This window comes from Pseudomonas putida, assembly GCF_003228315.1.
In the GTDB taxonomy this organism is placed as follows: domain Bacteria; phylum Pseudomonadota; class Gammaproteobacteria; order Pseudomonadales; family Pseudomonadaceae; genus Aquipseudomonas; species Aquipseudomonas putida_S.
The window spans coordinates 4,266,334-4,286,657 of sequence record NZ_CP029693.1 but is presented as its reverse complement, the minus strand read 5'-3'; the positions used below and the strand labels follow the sequence as shown (position 1 = coordinate 4,286,657).

The window sequence follows — 20,324 nt, the reverse complement described above, 5'->3', positions numbered from 1 at the left end:
TCGCAGGGCCACACTAGCGCCCACAAGGGATTAAAAAAAATGAATAAAAATTGGGTCACGCATAAGTAAAGACTTATAGTTGATGTTCCAGCCTGCGCCGAAGGTGCTTTAAAAATGCGTAAGTCATTGATGCGTATGACATTGCGTCAATTGCAGATTTTCAATGAAGTCTGTGATTTGCGCTCGTACAGCCGCGCAGCCGACGAAATGTCACTCACACAACCGGCGGTCAGCCTGCAGATTCGCCAGTTGGAGGAGCTGATTGGCCAACCTTTGTTCGATTACGTCGGCAAAAAACTCTACATGACGGAGGCCGCTGAAGCACTGCAACGCGCCAGCCGCGACATTTTCGGGCGCCTGGAAAACCTCGATATGCAGCTGTCCGACATGCAGGGTTCGTTGCAGGGCCAGTTGAAACTGGCGGTCGAATCCAGCGCCAAGTATTTCGTCCCGCACCTGTTCGCTGCGTTCAAGCGCCAACATCCGGAAGTGAACCTGCAACTGACGGTAGTCAACCGTGGCCAGGTCATCCGCCGTCTCTCTGACAACCGCGATGATCTGGTGATCATGTCGATGGTGCCGCAAGACATGGGGCTGGAATTCCTGCCATTCCTCAACAACCCGATCGTCGCCGTCGCTCCACCGGACCATCCGCTGTGCCACATGGGGCCGCTGCGCTTGCAGGACCTTGAGCCTTACACGTTGCTGCTGCGCGAACCCGGCTCGGGAACACGGATGGCGTGCGAGGAGTATTTCAAGGAGAAGCGCGTGCACTTCAACCAGACCCAGGAAGTCTCGTCGGCCGAAGCCCAGCGTGAATGTGTGTTGGCCGGGTTGGGCGTTGCGCTTTTGACGCGCCACGCCCTGAACCTGGAACTGGCGACCGGCGGACTGATTGAACTGCCGGTCGAAGAATTGCCGTTGTACCGCAGCTGGTGCCTGGTGCAGGCCAAAGCCAAGCGACTGTCACCGGTGGCCCACGCTTTCCTTGCGTTCGTGCGCAGCGAGCGGGTACAGATCAGCGGGCTGGTTGAGCGTTTCGACGGGAAGGCGACGACGCTGTCTGCCAGAAATTAAGCTCGAAATCTTCCGGAAAATCGCCGATTTCGGCCAGAAGTTGACGCTGTTCGGAGCGATACTCAATAGCGCGGCGAAACTCCATGCGGCGCTGATCTTCCTGCTGACGGCGGGTTCTGACGGCGCTGTTGCGTTCTTCGTAGTGCTGGGCCATTTCGAGTCTCCCAAGGCGAGTACGGGAGCTTCAAGATAGGTGCAGGGGGTTACGCTTTAGCGGCGGGATCGTTACAGATGGATGAAAATCAAAAGATCGCAGCCTTCGGCAGCTCCTACAGGGTTTCGTGTAGGAGCTGCCGAAGGCTGCGATCTTTTTAATCATCCAGCGCTTTTACCGACTTGGGCGACAACCGCAAGCTGCGCAGGCTGCGTTTGACGCTCTTGAGGTGATTCACCAGGCTCGGACCACGAGCCATGGCCACACCCATTGCCAGCACATCGATCACCACCAGGTGGGCGATCCGCGAAGTCAGCGGTGTATATATCTCGGTGTCTTCGTGCACATCGATCGCCAGGTTGACGGTCGACAGTTCGGCCAGCGGCGTCTGGCTGGGGCACAGGGTAATCAGCGAAGCACCGCTTTCACGCACCAGGTTGGCGGTGATCAGCAGATCCTTGGAACGCCCGGACTGGGAAATACAGATCGCCACGTCGGTCGGCTTCAGGGTTACCGCCGACATCGCCTGCATGTGCGGGTCGGAATAGGCCGCCGCGGTCAGCAGCAGGCGGAAAAACTTGTGCTGTGCATCCGCCGCTACCGCGCCCGAGGCGCCGAAGCCGTAGAACTCCACGCGCTGGGCTTGCGACATCAGCGTCACCGCGCGCTGCAACTCCACCGGATCGAGCTTCTCGCGAACCTCCATCAGGGTGTGCAGGGTAGTGTCGAAAATTTTCAGGCTGTAGTCAGCGACCGAATCATCTTCATGGATTGCGAACTGGCCGAAACTTGCACCCGCCGCCAGGCTTTGGGCCAGCTTCAACTTCAGGTCCTGGAACCCTGAGCAGCCGATGGCACGGCAAAAACGCACGATGGTCGGCTCGCTGATGCCGACGCTGTGGGCCAGGTCGGCCATGGAACTGTGCATCACGGCCGCGGGGTCAAGCAGCACGTGATCGGCGACCTTGAGCTCCGACTTGCGTAACAGGTGACGAGACTGGGCGATGTGTTGCAGCAGATTCAAAGGTATGGACTCTTTGTTATTGGCAGGCGCCGGGGATGTAGCACGCTTGTAGTTATACTACATGAAACGGCATTTTGCCTGCTCAATGCGTAACCGGATCCCACGATTTCAGGTGCTCGCGCTTCATGTAGCCCCTGTGCTCAACCCTCACCCCCTCCACCCCTACAACGCATGAAAAGCTTTGCCCAACATCAAAGCTAAATACTTGCGCATCTAACTCATAACTAACAAAACATACGACCTTACAAAACCGAACTATAAGCGCTCTCCACTCTTACTTTCAGATGGATATATTGATCCGGCAGGAAGCAACTAAATTAACTACAGGAGTTACACATCATGAGCATTGAAACCAAAGACTGGACTGCACAAATCGACAGGATGCCAGGTAACCAATCCTTCCGCGTCCACGGCACGGTAACCGTTGCCCACACAGGTGTCGCACCCAGGCTGGAACATATGAAACTGCAGGACAAATCATTCAATATCCGGCTTGAGTTGAAACTCGAAACTTCCAATGAGGCATCGCTGCAAGTCGTAACTGAAAAACCCGTCGAATTCAAAGTAATGGGCAATTCCAATGTCACCGGCGTCAGTATTTACCATGAAGGAAAACTGCTGCACAAAATCGACAACATCATGATTACCGACTAAATAGCAAATCCACTTCCCGCCGAGCTTTAAAGCGTTCGGCGGGAAGTGTTTCTTCAATCCACAGGTTGTTCACGTAGCAGACTCGCCAGCCCCTCCGCCTCTACCGGCCGACTGATCAGATACCCCTGAACCTCATCGCAGCACTCATTTTTGAGAAAGTCCAACTGCTCGAGCCGCTCCACCCCCTCCGCCACGACTTTCAACGACAAACCATGCGCCATGGTAATGATTGCCCGCGTAATCGCCGCATCCTCCGTACCCTCTCCCAGGCCGCGAATGAATGCCTGATCGATCTTCACGTAATCCACGGGAATGCGCTTGAGGTAGCTCAGGGATGAATACCCGGTGCCGAAATCATCGATCGCCAGCTTCACCCCAATGTCGCGCAGTTGCTGGAACGTCGCAATGATGTGCTCGACGCTGTCCAGCAACTGGCTCTCGGTGAGCTCCAGTTCCAGATAGCGCGGCGCCAGTCCGGTGTCTTCCAGCACTTGCCGCACCAGGCTGACGAGCTTGCCTTGGCGCAGTTGGTGCACCGACAGATTGACCGAAACCCGAATAGGCTCGAGCCCTTGCCGCTGCCATTCACAGGCTTGCAGGCAGGCCTGACGCAACACGAACTCCCCGATCGGGCCGATCAGTCCGGTCTCTTCAGCCAAACCGATGAAATCCCCCGGTGGCACGCGCCCCATGGTCGGGTGATCCCAACGCACCAGTGCCTCGGCAGCATTCAGTTTGCCCGTGGCCAGGCACAGCTTCGGTTGGTAAAACACCTTCAGTTGCCGCTCTTCAACCGCCTTGCGCAGCTGGTTTTCCAGCTGCAAACGCTCCAGCGTGCTGGCCTGCAGGCTGTCGGTGTAGAACTGGAAGTTGTTGCCCCCCAAATGCTTGGCGTGTTGCATGGCCATGTTCGACTGACTGACCAGCGCGGAAATATCCCGGGCGTTGTCGGGTATCAGACTGATGCCCATCGACGCGCTAACCACCAGTTCATGGCCCTCGATCGTCACCGGTATACGTAATTTGTTGGACAAGCGTGTCGCCACCCGCGCCAGGCTCGACAGGTTGCCATAGGTGTTGAACAACACCGCAAACTCATCGCCGGACAGGCGGGCGATGGTGTCCGCTTCCGGGAGTGCATTGACCAGTCTCCGGGCCATTTTCTGCAATAGTTGATCGGCGACTTCATGTCCCAGGCTGTCATTGAGCTGCTTGAAACGATCCAGATTGATGTGCAACAGCGCCAGGCTGCGATAACCACCCTGGCGCACGCGCTGGTAGGCCTCGCTTAGCCGTTCACGGAACATCGAGCGGTTCGCCAGGCCTGTCAGCTCGTCATAATGGGTCAGATAGCGCATGCGCTCTTCGGACTCTCGTCGAGCGGATAGATCCGCGAAGAAGCCGACTATATGACTGACATTTCCCCGACTATCGCGAACGGCATTCAGATGCAGCCATTGCGGGTACATCTCGCCGTTCTTGCGGGTTTCCACCAGCTCTCCCTGCCAACTGCCGTGCTGCTCCAGCGCATGATGGATCGCGGCGTAATGACGGCGGGCATCGCGGCTGCACGGTAACTCGACGACGTTGCGGCCAATGATGTCGTCGATCTCATAGCCGGTTACCCGACTAAACGCCTGGTTGACCGCGATCAGCGAGTATTGGGGGTCGAAAATCACAATACCTTCGCTGGCAGCCTCGAACACCATCGCCGCCAGTTGTTGTTGCTCCTCGAGCGCCTTGTTGACGCTGATGTCGCGGCGGGTGCCGACCATGCGAATCACCCGACCACTGGCGGTACGCTCGACCGCTCGACCGCGGTCCTCGATCCAGACCCAACGCCCATCGCTATGTCGCACGCGGTACTCGACCTGATAGTCCTCGGTCAGGCCCTTCAAATGCTCGACCAAGGCCCTTCTCAGTGCAGGCAGGTCCTCCGGATGCAAGCGTGGCTTGAGGTGGCGCAGCATGGCCGTGACATACTCAGGGTCGAGGCCGAACAACTCCTGGATATGCGTGTGATGGACTTCGTCGGTTTGCAGGTTCCAGTCCCATAGCCCCAACTCACTGGCCTTCAAAGCCAGCGCCAGCCGCGCCTCGCTCTTGCTCAACGCCTGATTGGCGGCATCCAGCTCCAGACTGCGCTGTTCCACGCGGCTTTCCAGATCGACCTGGATTTCACGCAACTCTTGCTCGGCACGCCGACGCTGCTCGACTTCCCTGCCCAGCTTCTGATTAAGCTGGTCGCTACAGCTTTGCGCCTGCTGCAGGTGCTCGATCAGCGCCTGATTCTGAAAACGTTGCAACAAGCTGCGATCAATCAGCCGATTGACCTGCCAGGCAACCACGCTCAACGCACCCAGCAGAATCAGGCCAAACCAGCCCCACCCCTGCTCCTCGCCCCAGAACATGTAGGCGATGGCTGGCAATAAACAAGGCAAGGTAAACGACAGAAACGCCGGCAGGCTGACGGCGTAGGCCACACTGGCCGAGAGCGCTGCCGCGCCGATCAGGCCGAAAACCCAGGCTTGCTGGATAAAGTTGTCGGCGGGCACCAGGGCGATACCGGCGCCCGCCAGGGTCAGACCGGTGAGGCCCGAACCCAGCAAAAACATGCGCAACCAGATGGGATGGGCCTGACGATTGGGAATCGCCGAATCAAAGGCCGCGACCTGAATCACCCGCAAGGCCACCAACGACAACAACCAAACCAGCCAGACAGTGATCAGGAAGTAGCGCTGCGGACTCCAGAGCAAGCCGGCGCAGACCAGACCATTGATCAACATGAACAGCGTAGGCAGCAAAGAGCCTTGATAGAGCAGGCGCGTGCGTTCGACGGCCATTTCCACGGCGTATCGTTTACGGATAACCCGGGGTTCCACAGAAGGGCCCGACAGGTCGGAACTGAGGGTCATAATCAATATTCTTGTTCTTATTAGGGTGGGCATGCGCCCGAAACGTCGACGGAGCATACACAAGCAAATGATCGGACCAAACTGCTCCCGGTCAAAAAACAGACAAAATTCTCGCCCCCCCGACTTCGCGTCAAAGCCATCAGGCGAGACCTGACAACGCTTGCAGCCGGTGACTGACCGGTCGTCCTCGCGCCTCTTTCATCGGCTAAAGCAAAGCGGTGTTTGCCCGGTGTGTCGCCGCCCCCTAGAATGCCCCGATGCGCGATGATCTCTCCCTTCTGCTGAACTCCCTCAACGATGCCCAACGCCAGGCCGTAGCCGCCGCCGTGGGTCGTCAGTTGGTCCTGGCCGGTGCTGGTTCCGGTAAAACCCGAGTGCTGGTGCACCGTATCGCCTGGTTGATCCAGGTCGAAAACGCATCGCCGCACTCCATCCTGTCGGTGACGTTCACCAACAAGGCCGCTGCCGAGATGCGCCAGCGCATCGAACAGCTAATGGGTATCAACCCGGCCGGCATGTGGGTCGGCACCTTCCACGGCCTGGCGCACCGCTTGTTGCGGGCGCACTGGCAGGAAGCGGGCTTGAGCCAGACCTTCCAGATTCTCGACAGCGACGACCAGCAACGCCTGGTCAAGCGGGTGATCCGCGAGCTCGGCCTGGATGAACAACGCTGGCCAGCGCGCCAGGCCCAATGGTTCATCAACGGGCAGAAAGACGAAGGTCTGCGCCCGCAACACATTCAAGCCAGCGGCGATCTGTTCCTGGCCACCATGCGCAGCATCTATGAAGCCTACGAGGCTGCCTGCCTGCGCGCCGGCGTTATCGACTTCTCCGAACTGCTACTGCGCGCCCTCGACCTGTGGCGCGATCACCCCGGGTTGCTGGCGCATTATCAAAAGCGCTTTCGGCACATTCTGGTGGACGAATTCCAGGACACCAACGCCGTGCAGTACGCCTGGTTGCGCCTGCTGGCCAAGGGCGGCGACAGCCTGATGGTGGTAGGCGATGACGATCAGTCGATTTACGGCTGGCGCGGCGCGAAAATCGAGAACATCTACCAATATTCCGACGACTTCCCGGATGCCGAACTCATTCGTCTGGAACAGAATTACCGTTCCACCGCCGGCATCCTGAAAGCTGCCAACGCCTTGATCGCCAACAACACCGGGCGCATGGGCAAAGAGCTGTGGACCGAAGGCGGCGATGGCGAAGCGATTAACCTTTACGCCGCGTTCAATGAACACGACGAAGCGCGCTATGTTGTCGAAACCATCGAGAGCGCGCTGAAAACCGGCTTGTCCCGCAGTGACATCGCGATTCTGTACCGCTCCAACGCCCAATCGCGGGTTTTGGAAGAAGCCTTGCTGCGCGAGCGCATTCCGTACCGCATCTATGGCGGCCAGCGCTTCTTCGAACGGGCGGAAATCAAGAACGCCATGGCTTACCTTCGCCTGCTCGAAGGCCGTGGCAACGATGCCGCGCTGGAGCGAGTGATCAATGTGCCCGCTCGCGGCATCGGCGAGAAAACCGTCGAAGCGATTCGCGAGCACGCCCGCCACAGCGATGTCTCCATGTGGGAAGCCATGCGTCAGCTGGTTGCCAACAAGGGCCTCACCGGTCGTGCCGCCAGCGCGTTGGGTGCGTTCATGGAACTGATCGAAAACCTTGCCGCCAAGTGCATGGAAATGCCGTTGCACCTGATGACCCAAACCGTCATCGAGCAATCGGGACTCATTGCCTACCACGAAGCGGAAAAAGGCGAGAAGGGTCAGGCCCGGGTAGAAAACCTTGAGGAACTGGTCAGCGCCGCGCGCAACTTCGAAACCAGCGAAGAAGATGAGGACCTGACGCCGCTGGCGGCTTTCCTTGGTCACGCCTCGCTGGAAGCCGGGGATACCCAGGCCGACGAGCACGAAGACAGCATTCAGCTGATGACCCTGCACAGTGCCAAGGGCCTGGAGTTCCCCTACGTGTTCCTGGTGGGCATGGAAGAAGGCCTGTTCCCGCACAAGATGAGCCTGGAAGAGCCAGGACGTCTTGAGGAAGAACGTCGCCTGGCCTATGTCGGCGTCACCCGGGCCATGCAGAATCTGGTGATGACCTATGCTGAAACCCGTCGCCTCTACGGCAGCGAAACCTACAACAAGGTGTCGCGTTTCGTACGCGAAGTGCCCAAGGGCCTGATTCAGGAAGTGCGGCTGTCAAACAGCGTCAGTCGACCGTTCGGCGGTACTCAGTCAATGAGTGGCAGCAACCTGTTCAGTGGCAGCGAGATTCCGCAGACCGGTTTTTCCCTGGGCCAGGCGGTACGGCACTCAGTGTTTGGTGACGGAGTGATCCTCAACTTCGAAGGCGCAGGTGCACAGGCGCGGGTTCAGGTGAACTTCAGCGAAGGCAGCAAGTGGTTGATGCTGGGGTACGCCAAGCTGGAAGCCATTTAAGGACAAACTGGATGCTTTTCTGTGGGAGCAAGCCTGCTCCCACAGGTTGATCTGACTAAAGGCGCTAAAACATGGGCTCTGGCTTCTTTTCTTCCTGGACATTCTGGGCCCTGTTGTCGGCAGCATTCGCGGCATTGACTGCCATTTTCGCGAAGATCGGCGTGGAGAACGTCAACTCCGACTTCGCCACGCTGCTCAGGACGATCGTAGTGCTGGTCAGCCTGGCCTTGATTTTGTACGCCACGGGCCAATATCAGTCTCTGGGAGAGATCTCTGGCAGGAGTTACCTGTTCCTGCTGTTGTCCGGCCTGGCCACGGGTGCATCATGGATCTGCTACTTTCGCGCACTCAAGGTCGGCCCGGCCTCGCTGGTCGCTCCGGTGGACAAACTCAGCGTGGTGCTCGTCGCCGTCCTCGGCGTGGTCCTGCTGGGCGAAAAACTCGATCTGCGCCAATGGGGTGGAATCGGTCTGATCACAGCCGGGGTGGTCATGCTGGCGCTGAGACGCTAGGCATCTTTCCTACAGAACTTATCCCTTCATCCGACGGACAAAATTGAACAGCCTTATTGCCTGACTGAAGCTGAACCCGACCTGTCAGGCAAAAGCCCGAAACACTCTGCCGCTAGCCAGTAACACCTCAGCTGTGCAACATGGCGCGCGTGCCTTCCACAAACGGGAATTCCCTTTATGAAACGTTTTCTTAGCATCGCCATGGCGTTGTGCATCGGCCTGACGATGAGTCTCGACGTCAATGCCGCCAAGCGCTTCGGTGGTGGCAAAAGCGCAGGCGCTGCGCCTACTCACCAGACCAGCCAGATGGCTCCTTCTTCTCCAGGCATGGGCGGCGCTGCGGCGACCGCTGGTGCTGCCGGTGCCGCTGGCGCCGCTGCCAAGGCCGGCGGTGCTTCGCGCTGGCTCGGTCCTCTGGCCGGTATCGCCGCCGGTGGCCTGCTGGCTTCCATGTTCATGGGCGGTGGCTTCCAGGGCATGCAAATCTTCGACATCCTGATCATGGCCGTCATCGCGTTCCTGGTCTTCCGTTTCATCGCCGCCCGTCGTCGCAAGCAGCAGGAGCAATACGCTCCGGCCGGTCACGCGCCGATGCAGCGTGAAGCCTTCGAACAGAAACCTGCCATGGGCTCGATCTTCGGTGGCTCGGCCGCTCCTGCCGCCGCCCGCCCAGTGATCAACGCACCCGCCTGGTTCAATGAACATAACTTCGTAGAAGCGGCCCGCAATCACTTCCAGTCCCTGCAACAGCACTGGGACGCCAATGAAATGGACAAGATCGCCGAGTTCGTCACCCCTCAGATGCTGGAGTTCCTCAAGCGCGAACGTGCCGATCTGGGTGACGGCTTCCAGTCCACCTACATTGATAACCTCAATGTGCAACTGGACGGTGTGGATGATCGCGCCGACAAGACCATCGCTACCCTGACGTTCAGCGGCGTGTCGAAAACCTCTCGTTTCGACCAGGGCGAAGTGTTCAGCGAAAGCTGGAACATGGAACGTGCCCAGGGCGAAAACCAGCCTTGGCTGGTGGCAGGCATCCGCCAGAACGGCTGATTGCCCCTCGCGCTTCACGTGCTGTAATAAAAAACCCCGGCTTCGGCCGGGGTTTTCTATTTCGCGGTTGCATCCATAGCGAGCTACTGTATAAACCGCCCCATATAAACCGCGCCATTCAAGCAAGAGGATCCCGGACGTGGAAGAAATCATCGAACAACTGCGTGAAGCCAACGAACCGGTACCGGTCCCCTTGGAGTTGCCCGACGAAGACCAGTTGGTCGAAATCGAAGAAGAACTCTTCATCAACATTCCATTTGTCTTCAAGGAATTCCTGCTGACTGTCAGCGATGTGGTCTACGGCAGCCTGGAGCCGGTGACCGTCACCGACCCACAATCCCATACCTATCTGCCGGACGTTGCCGCCAATGCCTGGGATGCCGGTGTAGCGCGCGACCTGATCCCGATCTGCCAGGACGGTGACGACTACTATTGCGTCGAAGAGGACGGGACCGTGGTGTTGTGGTCGGGCGAAGAAGAATTGATCACCGAAGAATCCTGGGAGTCGGTGTGGCATTGGGCGCGGGACGTCTGGCTGGAAAGCTGATTCAGCTGACGCCCCACGGCGTCAGTGCCCTGGCGAATCCTTGTGATTATCCAGGGTGTCGAGCAAAGCCACCTGCATGCGCGTGTGGACGCGGATAAACCAGCGCCATAGCAGCGCCGCCACACCCGCCGCTACCACGGCAATCAGCATCAGCAACTTGTTGGTCGGCAGAATACTGGCCGACAAGGCTGCCAATAGCAGGAAAATCACCAACAGCGAGAGAATCGGGATCACTTCGGCGATCACCCGGCGCACTCGCTGCGTGTGGCGCCCGGCCATTTCCGGCTTCACCCCCATTTCCGCCAGCAACATCGACAGGGCCTTGAGCTTGCGATACGCGGCGATCAGGAACGGCAGTGACACCAGCAGCGCCCCTCCCCAGATCAATGCTTTCTGCCAACTCGGGTCACCAATCCACTCTTGCAGATTGACCGAGATGCGCTCGGCGAAAAACGCCCCTGCGAGAAAGATCGCAACGACCAGCGCCAGATTGACGCCGACCTGCAACAGAATCCGCCGAATCATCGAAGCCAGAAGCGCGCCCTCGCCCTGAGGCTGGATGCTGCGCAACCATTCACCGTACATTCCCAGCACCCGCCCTAGCCGCTGAGGCATGACCGCGGCCAACTTGATCGACAGCGGGTCAGCCGCGCGAATGAGATAAGGCGTCAACAGCGTGGTGATCACCGAAACCGCCACGGCCACCGGGTACAGGAAGTTGCTGGTGACCTGCAGGGTCATGCCCAGCGCAGCAATGATGAAAGAGAACTCGCCGATCTGCGAAAGCCCCATGCCGACGCGCAGCGAGGTGCGTCCGTCATTCCCGGCGATATAGGCACCAAGGCCGCAGGACAACATCTTGCCGAGCACCACGGCGACCGTGATCACGGCGATGGGCCACGCATATTGCAGCAGGATCATCGGGTCGAGCATCAAGCCGATCGCCACGAAGAAAATCGCGCTGAACAAGTCGCGAACAGGCTCGATAAGTCGCTCGATTTTCAGCAACTGCCGAGATTCGGCCATGATCGCGCCGATCAGAAACGCACCGAGCACCATGCTGTATTCGAGCTTGACCACCAGCAGGCAGAAGCCAAAACACAGGCCCAGCACGGTGATCAACAGCATCTCGTTGCTTTCGAATTTGGCCACATAGGCCAGCAAACGCGGCACCAGCAGAATACCGATGACCAGCGCGACGATCATGAACAGCGAGAGCTTGCCGACGGTGGAAAACACTTCGCCGGAGCTGACCGTACCGCTGACCGCGATGCTCGACAGCAGCGCAATGATGCCGATGCCCAGAATGTCTTCGACGATTAGTACCCCGAAAATCAGCTGCGCAAAGCGCTGGTTTTTCATCTTCAGATCGTTGAGTGCCTTGACGATGATGGTGGTCGAGGAAATGGCCAGGATCGCGCCGAGGAAAAGCGAATCCATGGTGTTCCAGTCGAACCAGCGGCCGATTTCGTAGCCGATCCAGATCATCAGTACGATTTCCAGGAATGCCGCAATAAACGCCGTGGCGCCCACCTTGAACAGCTTGCGCAGGCTGAACTCCAGGCCGAGGCAGAACATCAGGAAAATCACCCCCAGTTCCGCGAGGGTCTTGATGGTGTCTTCGTCGTGGATCAAGCCGAAAGGAGGGGTATGCGGGCCAATGATGAAACCCGCCACGATGTAGCCCAATACCACCGGCTGTTTGAAACGGTGGAAAAGCACGGTCACCACGCCTGCGACCAACATGATCACTGCCAGATCTTGAATGAAACTGATGGCATGCATGGCGTGGGGCTCCTTGGTCGCATCGCTCAATCGCGAACGCGGGAAGCGTCCGATCAAGCGGAGATAAAATTCGTTTTCCGCGTAGGATTTTTCCCTTCGGGGCGGGCTTTTGCAGGGTAACACCGCGACTTACGGCAGAAAGGCGGTGCAATATATGGAAACAGATCGATCCGGCGTGACGGCGGCTTCTCGCCCGGCGTCCCGATAACTGTTGGTTTGAAAAACCAGCAAGGCACCCGCAGAGGTGCATCCCTCAAACCTTGCCCTGACCCGTGAGAGCGCTATGGAACCCGGAAACGCCCAGCTGTCGATGACGGTATTGATGACCCCCGACATGGCCAACTTCTCTGGCAATGTTCACGGCGGCACCCTGCTCAAATACCTCGACGAAGTCGCTTACGCCTGTGCAGCCCGTTATGCCGGACGCTACGTGGTGACCCTGTCGGTGGACCAGGTGATTTTCCGCGAGCCGATCCATGTCGGTGAACTCGTGACCTTTCTGGCTTCGGTCAACTACACCGGGAACACTTCGATGGAGGTGGGCATCAAGGTGGTGACCGAGAACATCCGCGAGCGCTCGGTGCGCCATACCAATAGCTGCTTCTTCACCATGGTCGCGGTGGACGACCAGCGCAAACCTGCCTCCGTACCGCCCCTGCAACCGCAAAACAGCGAAGACAAGCGGCGCTTCATGCAGGCGCAGCAGCGTCGGCAGATTCGTCAGGAACTGGAAAAGCGGTATCAGGAAATCAAGGGCGATGCCTGAGTTGGGCAAGCAATTCTGATGGTGTTGTTGAGATAGTCATCGCGAGCAAGCTCGCTCCCACTGTGATTCGCTGTGTTGCGCAAAAAATATGCACGCCGCAGAACCCTGTGGGAGCGAGCTTGCTCGCGATTGGCACAACGCCGATCAGAGGCTGATCGGGATAGCCTCAAACCGCACCCGCGGATGTGCAATCCGGTCCTGTGCCCTGACCAGCTCCAGCTCATAGCTGGCGCAGGCCTGGGTTTCCAGCAACACCTCATGCACCGCCGACGCGGCAAATTCGAAAGCGGCCACCAGGCTGTCACCCAGCAGAACCCGCGCCAGAAACAAGCCGGACGTCAGATCGCCAACACCCACCGGCTGTCGCGGAAACGCCAGCAGTGGACGCTGCAGATGCCAACTGCCTTCCGCCGTCACCAGCAGCATCTCAAACACATCCGGCGTTTTGCCAGGATAGTCCAGATGTTTGACCAGCACTGCCTTAGGTCCACGCGCCAACAGCGCCCGAGCCATCGCCAGGCAGTCGAACAGCGACTGCGGCTTGCGCCCCGAGAAACTGTCGAGTTCAAGTTGGTTCGGGCACATGAAATCGGCTACGGCGGCAGCCTCTTCCAGCAGAAAGTCACTGACTTCCGCCGGCACGCTGCAGCCCTTCTCCGGATGCCCCATCACCGGGTCGCACAGGTAGAGCGCCTTCGGGTTCATCGACTTGATTCGCGCTACACCGGTCAGGATCGCCCGGCCCTGCGCGGCACTGCCCAGATAGCCCGACAACACTGCATCGCAGTTGCCCAGTTCGCCAATCGCCGCAATGCCCTCCACCAGATCCGGTATCTGTTGCGGAGCCAGCACTTCGCCGGCCCACTGCCCGTATTGGGTGTGGTTGGAGAACTGCACGGTATTGAGCGGCCAGACATTCACCCCGACCCGCTGCATCGGGAAAACCGCGGCACTGTTGCCAGCGTGACCGAACACCACGTGGGACTGGATAGCGAGCAGATGGGGCGTGCGTTTCATGCGGTGAGTTTCCGTAAAACGATTGAAATTCGAGCGGCGCAGTATGCGACGAAACACAGCCTGTACGACAGACCGGCGACGCAGTTAAGCTGACACTCTCTCGTTGGAGCACCCTGTTGATGCTGACCCTTGGAAATATTTTCGTGCTGATGCTGTTCGCCACCGCCGGCGCCTGGCTGTGGCACAACCACGGTTTGCGCGAGCGCGCACTGGAGCGGGTCAAGCAGCATTGCAGCAACCTCGGGGTCGAGTTGCTGGATGGCAACGTGGCGCTGAAAAAAATCGCCTTCATCAAGGACGGACGCGGCAAGCGGCGCCTGGCTCGTGTGTATAACTTCGAATTCACCGTGACCGGTGAAAGCCGTCATAACGGCACCATCACCCAGTTCGGCGCCCACAGTGCGCAGATTGAACTGGCGCCCTACCCGATGCCCTTCGACGAAACACCACCCGTGGCCGATGTGGTCAAGCCCGGGAGCAATGTGGTCGAGCTGAGCCATTGGCGGCAGGAACACAGTAAATGGCGCCCATGAATTGAAAGATCGCAGCCTACTGTAGGGGCTGCCGCAGGCTGCGATCTTTTGATTTCTACCCCACGCGACAGCTATCCAGACCTCTTTGCAGTACTTCAATCTTCTGCGGCTCACTGAATATCAGTTCCATCCGCGAATCCTTGCGCCACTCGCTCGCCTGCCATTGCAGTACCGAGTTATCCACTGCATTCATTGATACCCATCCCACGGCACTGTGGATAACCAGCTTTGCCCGCTGCCAGGCCAAGCTGGCGAGCCATTGATCCACCAGCGCCGTATCGAAGATCTGGCTCGGATGCCAGCGCCAGCCGATGCTCCAACCGCCCTCCTGCTCCTGACTCAGACAAATCGGTAATGCCGGGTCAGTCCAAATTGCTGTCAGTTGCTCCCCCCCTTTGGGCAATACAGCTTTATCCACAGCAGCTACGGCCTGCACTGACAGGCCAGGCAACTGGCTCAATGGCATTACCGCCTGCTGCGTCCAGTACATTGGCCGCCCTGGAAACTGAGCAATAAGACGCTGACGATCTGCTTCACCCAGGTTTTCCGATTTGTTCATCAATAGCAATCCAGCGCTACCCAATGCCTCCTGCTGCGCTTGCGGCAGCGTTTTGCCCGTCGCGAGCGCCTCAGCGTCCAAAACCAGTACACTTGGTAGTACGTTTAGTACACCTTGCCACGGTTTTTCATTCAGTTGCCTGAGCAATTGCGCCGGATGCCCCAGCCCCGACGGCTCGATGAACAGCCGGTCCGGTCGCGCCTTACGCAGCAGCCGACCGAGGCCGATTTGAAACGGCGCGCCATTGACGCAACACAAACAGCCCCCGGCCACTTCACCCAGTGCGATACCATCGCCATCGCGGGTCAATAACGCAGCGTCGAGACCGATCTGGCCGAACTCATTGATCAGCACCGCCCAACGCTCGCCGGCCGGGCGTTGCGCCAGCAGGTGCTTGATCAGGCTGGTCTTGCCGGCCCCCAAGGGGCCTGCGATGACGTGGGTGGGAATGTTCTGCAACATGATTGAAGGCTTCTTGGGAGGTGCGGATGCGTTGGATGGGATGGTCATTATTGCTGATGCTGGCTGCCAATGAGGCGCTCGCCCAGGCCTGCGTTGTCCACAGCCAGGCAGAACGACTGGACGTGAAAGTCTGTCAGCAGAATCGCAACATCCCGGAAAAACTGTTCGCCGACGGTTTCTGCCAGCCCACCCTGGCCGGGCAGAAAGTCGAAGTGCAATACGTTGACCAGTGTCCCGGCGGTGCATTCGGCGTGTGCAGCAACGCTCAAGTGGCCAATATGCCTTACCGGCAGGATATTCACTATTACGGCGTCGCCACCGATGCGGCGTATCTGAAACCGTTCTGCGAAGCCCAGAGCCAGGGAACCTGGCTCAAACCTTGAGCGGTGGCGCGATCAGGCGGCCTCATCGAACCAGGGACCAAACGGATCGGGCAACAAGCGCCAAGCCTCGGCCCCCAAGGCCATTTCGTCATCGGTCAGCAGACAATTGTCCAGTTCACGGGTGAGCTGCGCGAAATCGATATTCTGGCCGATGAACACCAGTTCCTGCCGGCAATCGCCTGCATCGGCATTCCAGTTCTTCATGATGGCGGCCGTGCTTTCCTCGTCTTGCGGCCACTGTTCCTTCGGCACGAAACGCCACCAGCGACCAGCGTAGCCATGGCGCATCATCCCGCCTGCCTGTGACCAACTGCCGGCGTGCATCGGCTTGCTCGCCAACCAGAAGAAGCCCTTGGAGCGCAGCAGATTACCGTTGAGCCATTCACCATCGATGAAATTGAAAAAGCGCTGTGGATGAAAGGGACGGCGCGCGCGATAGGCACTGGAAGCGATGCCGTATTCCTGGGTTTCCGGTGTGTGCTCGCCGCGCAGCTCCTGCAACCAGCCAGGTGCCTGGGCGGCTTTCTCGAAGTTGAAGCGACCGGTATTGAGGATTTTCTCCAGCGGTACCTCGCCCATGACCATGGGAATGATCTCTGCCTGAGAATTAAGCCGTTGGAGGATTGCCGTCAGCTCCTGGCGTTCCTGGCTACTGATCATGTCGATCTTGCTGATCAGGATGACGTCGGCAAATTCGATCTGCTCGATCAGCAGGTCCGTGATGGCCCGCTCATCCTCTTCGCCCAGGGTTTCGCCACGGGAAGCCAGGCTTTGCGCAGCCTGGTAATCAGGAAGGAAATTCAGGCCGTCGACGACGGTAACCAGTGTGTCCAGGCGCGCGATATCGCTGAGGCTCTGACCCCTCTCATCGCGAAAGGTGAACGTCTCCGCCACGGGCAGCGGCTCGGAAATGCCCGTGGACTCGATCAGCAGATAATCGAAACGCCCTTCCCGGGCAAGGTTGCTCACCTCCTCCAGCAGATCCTCGCGCAGAGTGCAGCAGATGCAGCCATTACTCATCTCGACGAGCTTCTCCTCGGCACGATTGAGACTGACATCACGCTGGACCTCGCTGCCATCGATGTTGATTTCACTCATATCATTGACGATTACAGCAACACGCAGATTAGTACGATTACGTAGTACGTAATTAAGAAGTGTACTTTTCCCCGCTCCAAGAAAGCCCGACAGCACCGTGACGGGTAAACGATTAGGCATTTGAGGTTCCTCACAGGTTTTCCCGGTCATATCGTCGGGCCTTTATAATGTTATAGTGTAACAACATTATTTATCCAGCCCTGTTGTCTGCGGTGCCAAAGCACACGATGCTGAAGGCCGTCCTGATCGGTGAGAAAAACCATGGGTAATGCCCTGAAATTCGCGCTGCTGATCGCTGCGCTGCTAGTGGCAGTCGATATCGAGGCGCAAGTGCCAACCCTCGCCAACTGCACTCGCAGCGCCAACCTGCTGGCCTGTGTGGACGGCCAGGGCAATGCCTACAGCGTCAATACCGCCGGTAGCACGATCTATTTGCGCGGCTTCGAAGCCGCTGAAAATCGCTACTGGGCTCAAACCAACAGTCGTTATGGCCAGCTGACTTTCTTCACCGGCATCGCCTCGGACGGCGAAGCGTGGGTGGGTTACAACCGGCGTGTTGGCTGGACCACGATCAACCGGTTTTCCAGTTCTGGGGGCAGCAGCGGCAAGTTCACTTGCAGCCGGATCGCCGGCTGTTAAGGTCAGCTCGGAGGACAAGCAGGTCATCCGTGCGTAATGAATAACTGTTCATGAAAATGGCATCGTCGCAATAATTGTTATAACGTAACGAACATTCGACCTTTACCATGGACCTGCTCATGAATGCGCTGACTCTCCCGGATATCGCCGCGCAGATCTCACACCAAGCCCTGCCCCTGGATTGGGTGGGTATGTGCGGCATTGCACTTCCTGTGTTGCTTGATGGCGAGCGTCTGCCCGCTAAAGTCGATGCTGGTGTGAGTCTCGATAACGGCGAAGCACGTGGCATTCACATGTCGCGGCTCTATCTGACGCTGGAAAAGCTTGAGCAGGAAAGCCTCTCGCCAGCGCTACTTCGGCAGGTCTTGCAGCAATTCCTCGACAGTCATGAAGGCCTGTCGAACAGCGCCTTCCTGAAAATCCACAGCCAATTATTGTTGAAAAGGCCGGCGCTTATCAGTCCTTTGGCAGGATGGAAAACCTATCCGATCAGCATCGAAGCCCGTTTGGAAAACGCGATGTTCCACGTGGAACTAAAAATCGAGATGGCTTATTCCTCAACCTGCCCTTGCTCGGCAGCGCTGTCTCGACAGCTTATCCAGCAAAAATTCGCGGAAGATTTCCTTAATCGAACGGTCAATCAGGCCGACGTTTTGGCGTGGCTTGGCTCTCCAAAAGGCATCGTCGCCACGCCGCACAGTCAACGAAGCACCGCGCAATTGACGCTGCATCTCGATGATTATCTGGATGACCTGCCGCACATCGCACTGATCAATAACGCCGAAGCGGCCCTCGGAACGGCCGTGCAGACCGCCGTCAAACGCGCCGATGAACAAGCCTTCGCATTGGCCAACGGCCAGAATCTGATGTTCTGCGAAGACGCCGCGCGACGCCTTAACCTGGCCATGAAACACTCGCCCGGCATCAACGGTTTTCATATTCGGGTTGTTCACGCCGAAAGCCTCCACGCCCACGACGCCGTGGCTGAAAGTCGCTGGAGCCGTGAAATCGACCCTGGGTTCGCCTCGACAAACGTCTAGATGACAACCGCTACCAATTACCTCTAAGGTTAATGAGCATGTGATCGAAGCAGAGAACAATAACCATGATCCAGATCACCCTGCCGGATGGTTCATTGCGTGAATACGATCAGCCACTGACTGTGCATGAAGTAGCCGCGAGCATCGGCCCGGGCCTGGCCAATGCAGCCGTCGCGGGACGGGTGGACGGTGTGCTGGTGGATTGTGAGTTCCTGATCCGCGCAAACGCCCGGGTGAGCCTGGTGACACCGCAGGAACCCGATGGGCTGGAGATTCTGCGCCGTTCCTGCGCACTGATGCTGGCGATGGCGGTCAAGCAATTGCATGCCCATGCGCAGTGGCGAATGGGCTCCGAGTTGGGTGACGGGTTCTATTGCGAATTCTCGGTCGAGCGTCCTCTGACGGCGACCGATCTGCTTCAGATCGAATCACGCATGCAATCGCTGGCAGCCTCGAACCACTCCATTCGCCGACGCTCCACGCCCTTCCCCTATTCCGAACATCCCTCGTTGTACCGTCTCGGGGACACCGACTATCTGACGACGGGCCCACACGTCCCCACCACCAGGGTCTTGCAGGCATTCGCCCTCGATCACATCAGCGGCACTTTGCAGCAACGCATCTACGGCACGTGCTGGTCCAGCCACGAGGAGCTGCAGCAATGGCGTCTGCCGCCGCAGGTGATGGTCGTCAGCATGGACGACCGTCAGGCCCACTACGCCCATAGAGTCACCGAGCGCCTGCGCCGCAGTGGTGTGCGTGCCCTCGCGGACCTGCGGAGCGAGAAAATCCATCACAAGATTCGCCAGCACAGTCAGACGGTGCCGTATCTGGTGGTGGTCGGAGAGAAGGAAAAGGCAGGCGGGTTTGTCAGTGTGCGCAGTCGCAGCGGGGAGGATTTGGGCAGGATGGAGGTTGAGGCGGTGTGTGAGTGGTTGGGGCAGCCTCAGGTTTGATATCGACCTTACTGACGCCATCGCGGGCAAGCCTTGCTCCTACAAATAAGCGAGGCTTGCCCGCGATGCTTTTAAGCTCTTGGCTTGACGGTCCCGCAATCCTGCCCCAGCCACACAGCCCGGGTATCCAGACTGCCCTTCTGCTGAATGCCGGTTGCATTGAACGTACCGCTGACCTTGGTGGTGAACTCACGATCGCTGAGGAACGTGGCGACGCCCGCGCCCTGCGCTTTCGGGCAGCTGAAACGGAATTTCCACTGGTTGCCCGTGCGATCAGTGATTTGCTGTTTGCAGCCCGATTGCGGATCCGTCAGCGGGATATCGTCCGACTTGACCTGCTCCGGCGTCAGGCACGCGCGAATGCCTTTGCCACCCATGGTGATGCCCTGCTTTTCCAGCTGCGCGCGCTGCTCGGGCGTCATCTGGCTTTGCAGCTGACCCAGGATCAATTGCAGATCCGGCATGTTCTGGTCATCGACCTTCATGTTGCTGGTGGTCAATTCCCACAAACCCGGCTGAAGCATCTGCGCTTGCGCAGCCACAGGAAGTGCCAAACCCAGCGAGATGGCCAAACCCAGCAGACGAACGTTCATCGTGTAACTCCTGATCAGTAGTGGCCGTTAGACGCCAGCCACGGGCTTCGGTTCATGGGCCAATTAAATAGCGACATTCTGCCCGGAACATGGTCTGTTACGCATTGAATCTT

Annotated in this window: 20 protein-coding genes; 12 read left to right on the top strand and 8 right to left on the bottom strand. The window is 58.4% G+C overall.

The features are described from left to right. Nucleotides 1-114 precede the first annotated feature (114 nt). Nucleotides 115-1,077 carry a LysR family transcriptional regulator gene (locus DKY63_RS20115; protein ID WP_110965688.1) on the top strand — a complete coding sequence of 321 codons (963 nt, stop codon included), beginning with the start codon at nt 115-117 and terminating at the stop codon, nt 1,075-1,077. On the opposite strand, the gene DKY63_RS20110 is transcribed toward DKY63_RS20115, so the two are convergent. Continuing rightward, nucleotides 1,019-1,231, bottom strand: a complete 213-nt coding sequence (locus DKY63_RS20110) for a PA3496 family putative envelope integrity protein (RefSeq protein WP_110965687.1) — start codon at nt 1,229-1,231, stop codon at nt 1,019-1,021. The genes DKY63_RS20115 and DKY63_RS20110 overlap by 59 nt on opposite strands. Before the next feature lie 157 nt (nt 1,232-1,388). Next, a complete protein-coding gene (gene hexR / locus DKY63_RS20105) occupies nt 1,389-2,255 on the bottom strand; it encodes a transcriptional regulator HexR (protein WP_007927594.1) in 867 nt (288 codons plus the stop codon). A gap of 339 nt (nt 2,256-2,594) precedes the next feature. Between hexR and DKY63_RS20100 the strand changes: the two genes are divergently transcribed. Beyond that, nucleotides 2,595-2,909, top strand: a complete 315-nt coding sequence (locus tag DKY63_RS20100) for a hypothetical protein (RefSeq protein WP_110965686.1) — start codon at nt 2,595-2,597, stop codon at nt 2,907-2,909. A 53-nt stretch (nt 2,910-2,962) separates the two neighbouring features. Here the strand turns inward: DKY63_RS20100 and DKY63_RS20095 are convergent, their stop codons facing one another. After that, nucleotides 2,963-5,824, bottom strand: coding sequence for an EAL domain-containing protein (locus DKY63_RS20095; RefSeq protein WP_110965685.1), 2,862 nt, complete (start codon nt 5,822-5,824; stop codon nt 2,963-2,965). A 257-nt stretch (nt 5,825-6,081) separates the two neighbouring features. On the opposite strand from DKY63_RS20095, the gene uvrD reads away from it, so the two are divergent. The 4 genes from uvrD (at nt 6,082) to DKY63_RS20075 (ending at nt 10,380) form a co-directional block, all read left to right on the top strand. Beyond that, complete coding sequence (uvrD, locus tag DKY63_RS20090; protein WP_110965684.1) at nt 6,082-8,265, top strand: DNA helicase II; 2,184 nt, start codon at nt 6,082-6,084, stop codon at nt 8,263-8,265. Between the two features lie 71 nt (nt 8,266-8,336). Continuing rightward, nucleotides 8,337-8,777 (top strand): EamA family transporter, encoded by a 441-nt coding sequence (locus DKY63_RS20085; protein WP_110965683.1) that lies wholly within the window; start codon nt 8,337-8,339, stop codon nt 8,775-8,777. Between the two features lie 177 nt (nt 8,778-8,954). After that, nucleotides 8,955-9,833: a Tim44 domain-containing protein gene (locus DKY63_RS20080; RefSeq protein WP_110965682.1), complete on the top strand. Its 879-nt coding sequence runs from the start codon at nt 8,955-8,957 to the stop codon at nt 9,831-9,833. A gap of 139 nt (nt 9,834-9,972) precedes the next feature. Further along, nucleotides 9,973-10,380, top strand: a complete 408-nt coding sequence (locus DKY63_RS20075; RefSeq protein WP_110965681.1) for an SMI1/KNR4 family protein — start codon at nt 9,973-9,975, stop codon at nt 10,378-10,380. Between the two features lie 21 nt (nt 10,381-10,401). On the opposite strand, the gene DKY63_RS20070 is transcribed toward DKY63_RS20075, so the two are convergent. Next, complete coding sequence (locus tag DKY63_RS20070; RefSeq protein ID WP_110965680.1) at nt 10,402-12,165, bottom strand: cation:proton antiporter; 1,764 nt, start codon at nt 12,163-12,165, stop codon at nt 10,402-10,404. A gap of 283 nt (nt 12,166-12,448) precedes the next feature. Between DKY63_RS20070 and DKY63_RS20065 the strand changes: the two genes are divergently transcribed. Further along, on the top strand, nt 12,449-12,931 hold the full coding sequence (locus DKY63_RS20065) for an acyl-CoA thioesterase (protein ID WP_110965679.1): 483 nt from the start codon (nt 12,449-12,451) through the stop codon (nt 12,929-12,931). A 144-nt stretch (nt 12,932-13,075) separates the two neighbouring features. On the opposite strand, the gene pdxY is transcribed toward DKY63_RS20065, so the two are convergent. Then, nucleotides 13,076-13,948 carry a pyridoxal kinase PdxY gene (pdxY, locus tag DKY63_RS20060; protein ID WP_110965678.1) on the bottom strand — a complete coding sequence of 291 codons (873 nt, stop codon included), beginning with the start codon at nt 13,946-13,948 and terminating at the stop codon, nt 13,076-13,078. 119 nt (nt 13,949-14,067) lie between these two features. Between pdxY and DKY63_RS20055 the strand changes: the two genes are divergently transcribed. After that, nucleotides 14,068-14,481 carry a DUF3301 domain-containing protein gene (locus tag DKY63_RS20055; protein ID WP_110965677.1) on the top strand — a complete coding sequence of 138 codons (414 nt, stop codon included), beginning with the start codon at nt 14,068-14,070 and terminating at the stop codon, nt 14,479-14,481. A 55-nt stretch (nt 14,482-14,536) separates the two neighbouring features. Here the strand turns inward: DKY63_RS20055 and DKY63_RS20050 are convergent, their stop codons facing one another. Then, nucleotides 14,537-15,502, bottom strand: coding sequence for a CobW family GTP-binding protein (locus DKY63_RS20050; protein WP_110965676.1), 966 nt, complete (start codon nt 15,500-15,502; stop codon nt 14,537-14,539). Nucleotides 15,503-15,528: 26 nt separating this feature from the next. Between DKY63_RS20050 and DKY63_RS20045 the strand changes: the two genes are divergently transcribed. Next, entirely contained in the window at nt 15,529-15,885 is a 357-nt protein-coding gene (locus DKY63_RS20045; protein ID WP_110965675.1) for an NADH:ubiquinone oxidoreductase, read from the top strand. A 12-nt stretch (nt 15,886-15,897) separates the two neighbouring features. On the opposite strand, the gene zigA is transcribed toward DKY63_RS20045, so the two are convergent. Beyond that, a complete protein-coding gene (gene zigA, locus DKY63_RS20040) occupies nt 15,898-17,103 on the bottom strand; it encodes a zinc metallochaperone GTPase ZigA (protein ID WP_110965674.1) in 1,206 nt (401 codons plus the stop codon). Nucleotides 17,104-17,244: 141 nt separating this feature from the next. Between zigA and DKY63_RS20035 the strand changes: the two genes are divergently transcribed. From DKY63_RS20035 to DKY63_RS20025, 3 genes are all read left to right on the top strand, one after another. After that, nucleotides 17,245-17,622, top strand: coding sequence for a glutamine synthetase (locus DKY63_RS20035; protein WP_110965673.1), 378 nt, complete (start codon nt 17,245-17,247; stop codon nt 17,620-17,622). Between the two features lie 119 nt (nt 17,623-17,741). Continuing rightward, entirely contained in the window at nt 17,742-18,662 is a 921-nt protein-coding gene (folE2, locus tag DKY63_RS20030; protein ID WP_110967951.1) for a GTP cyclohydrolase FolE2, read from the top strand. 65 nt (nt 18,663-18,727) lie between these two features. Beyond that, nucleotides 18,728-19,618: a His/Gly/Thr/Pro-type tRNA ligase C-terminal domain-containing protein gene (locus DKY63_RS20025; protein WP_110965672.1), complete on the top strand. Its 891-nt coding sequence runs from the start codon at nt 18,728-18,730 to the stop codon at nt 19,616-19,618. Between the two features lie 71 nt (nt 19,619-19,689). Here DKY63_RS20025 and DKY63_RS20020 read toward each other — a convergent pair whose 3' ends face one another. Continuing rightward, nucleotides 19,690-20,211 (bottom strand): DUF3617 domain-containing protein, encoded by a 522-nt coding sequence (locus DKY63_RS20020; protein WP_110965671.1) that lies wholly within the window; start codon nt 20,209-20,211, stop codon nt 19,690-19,692. Nucleotides 20,212-20,324 lie beyond the last annotated feature (113 nt).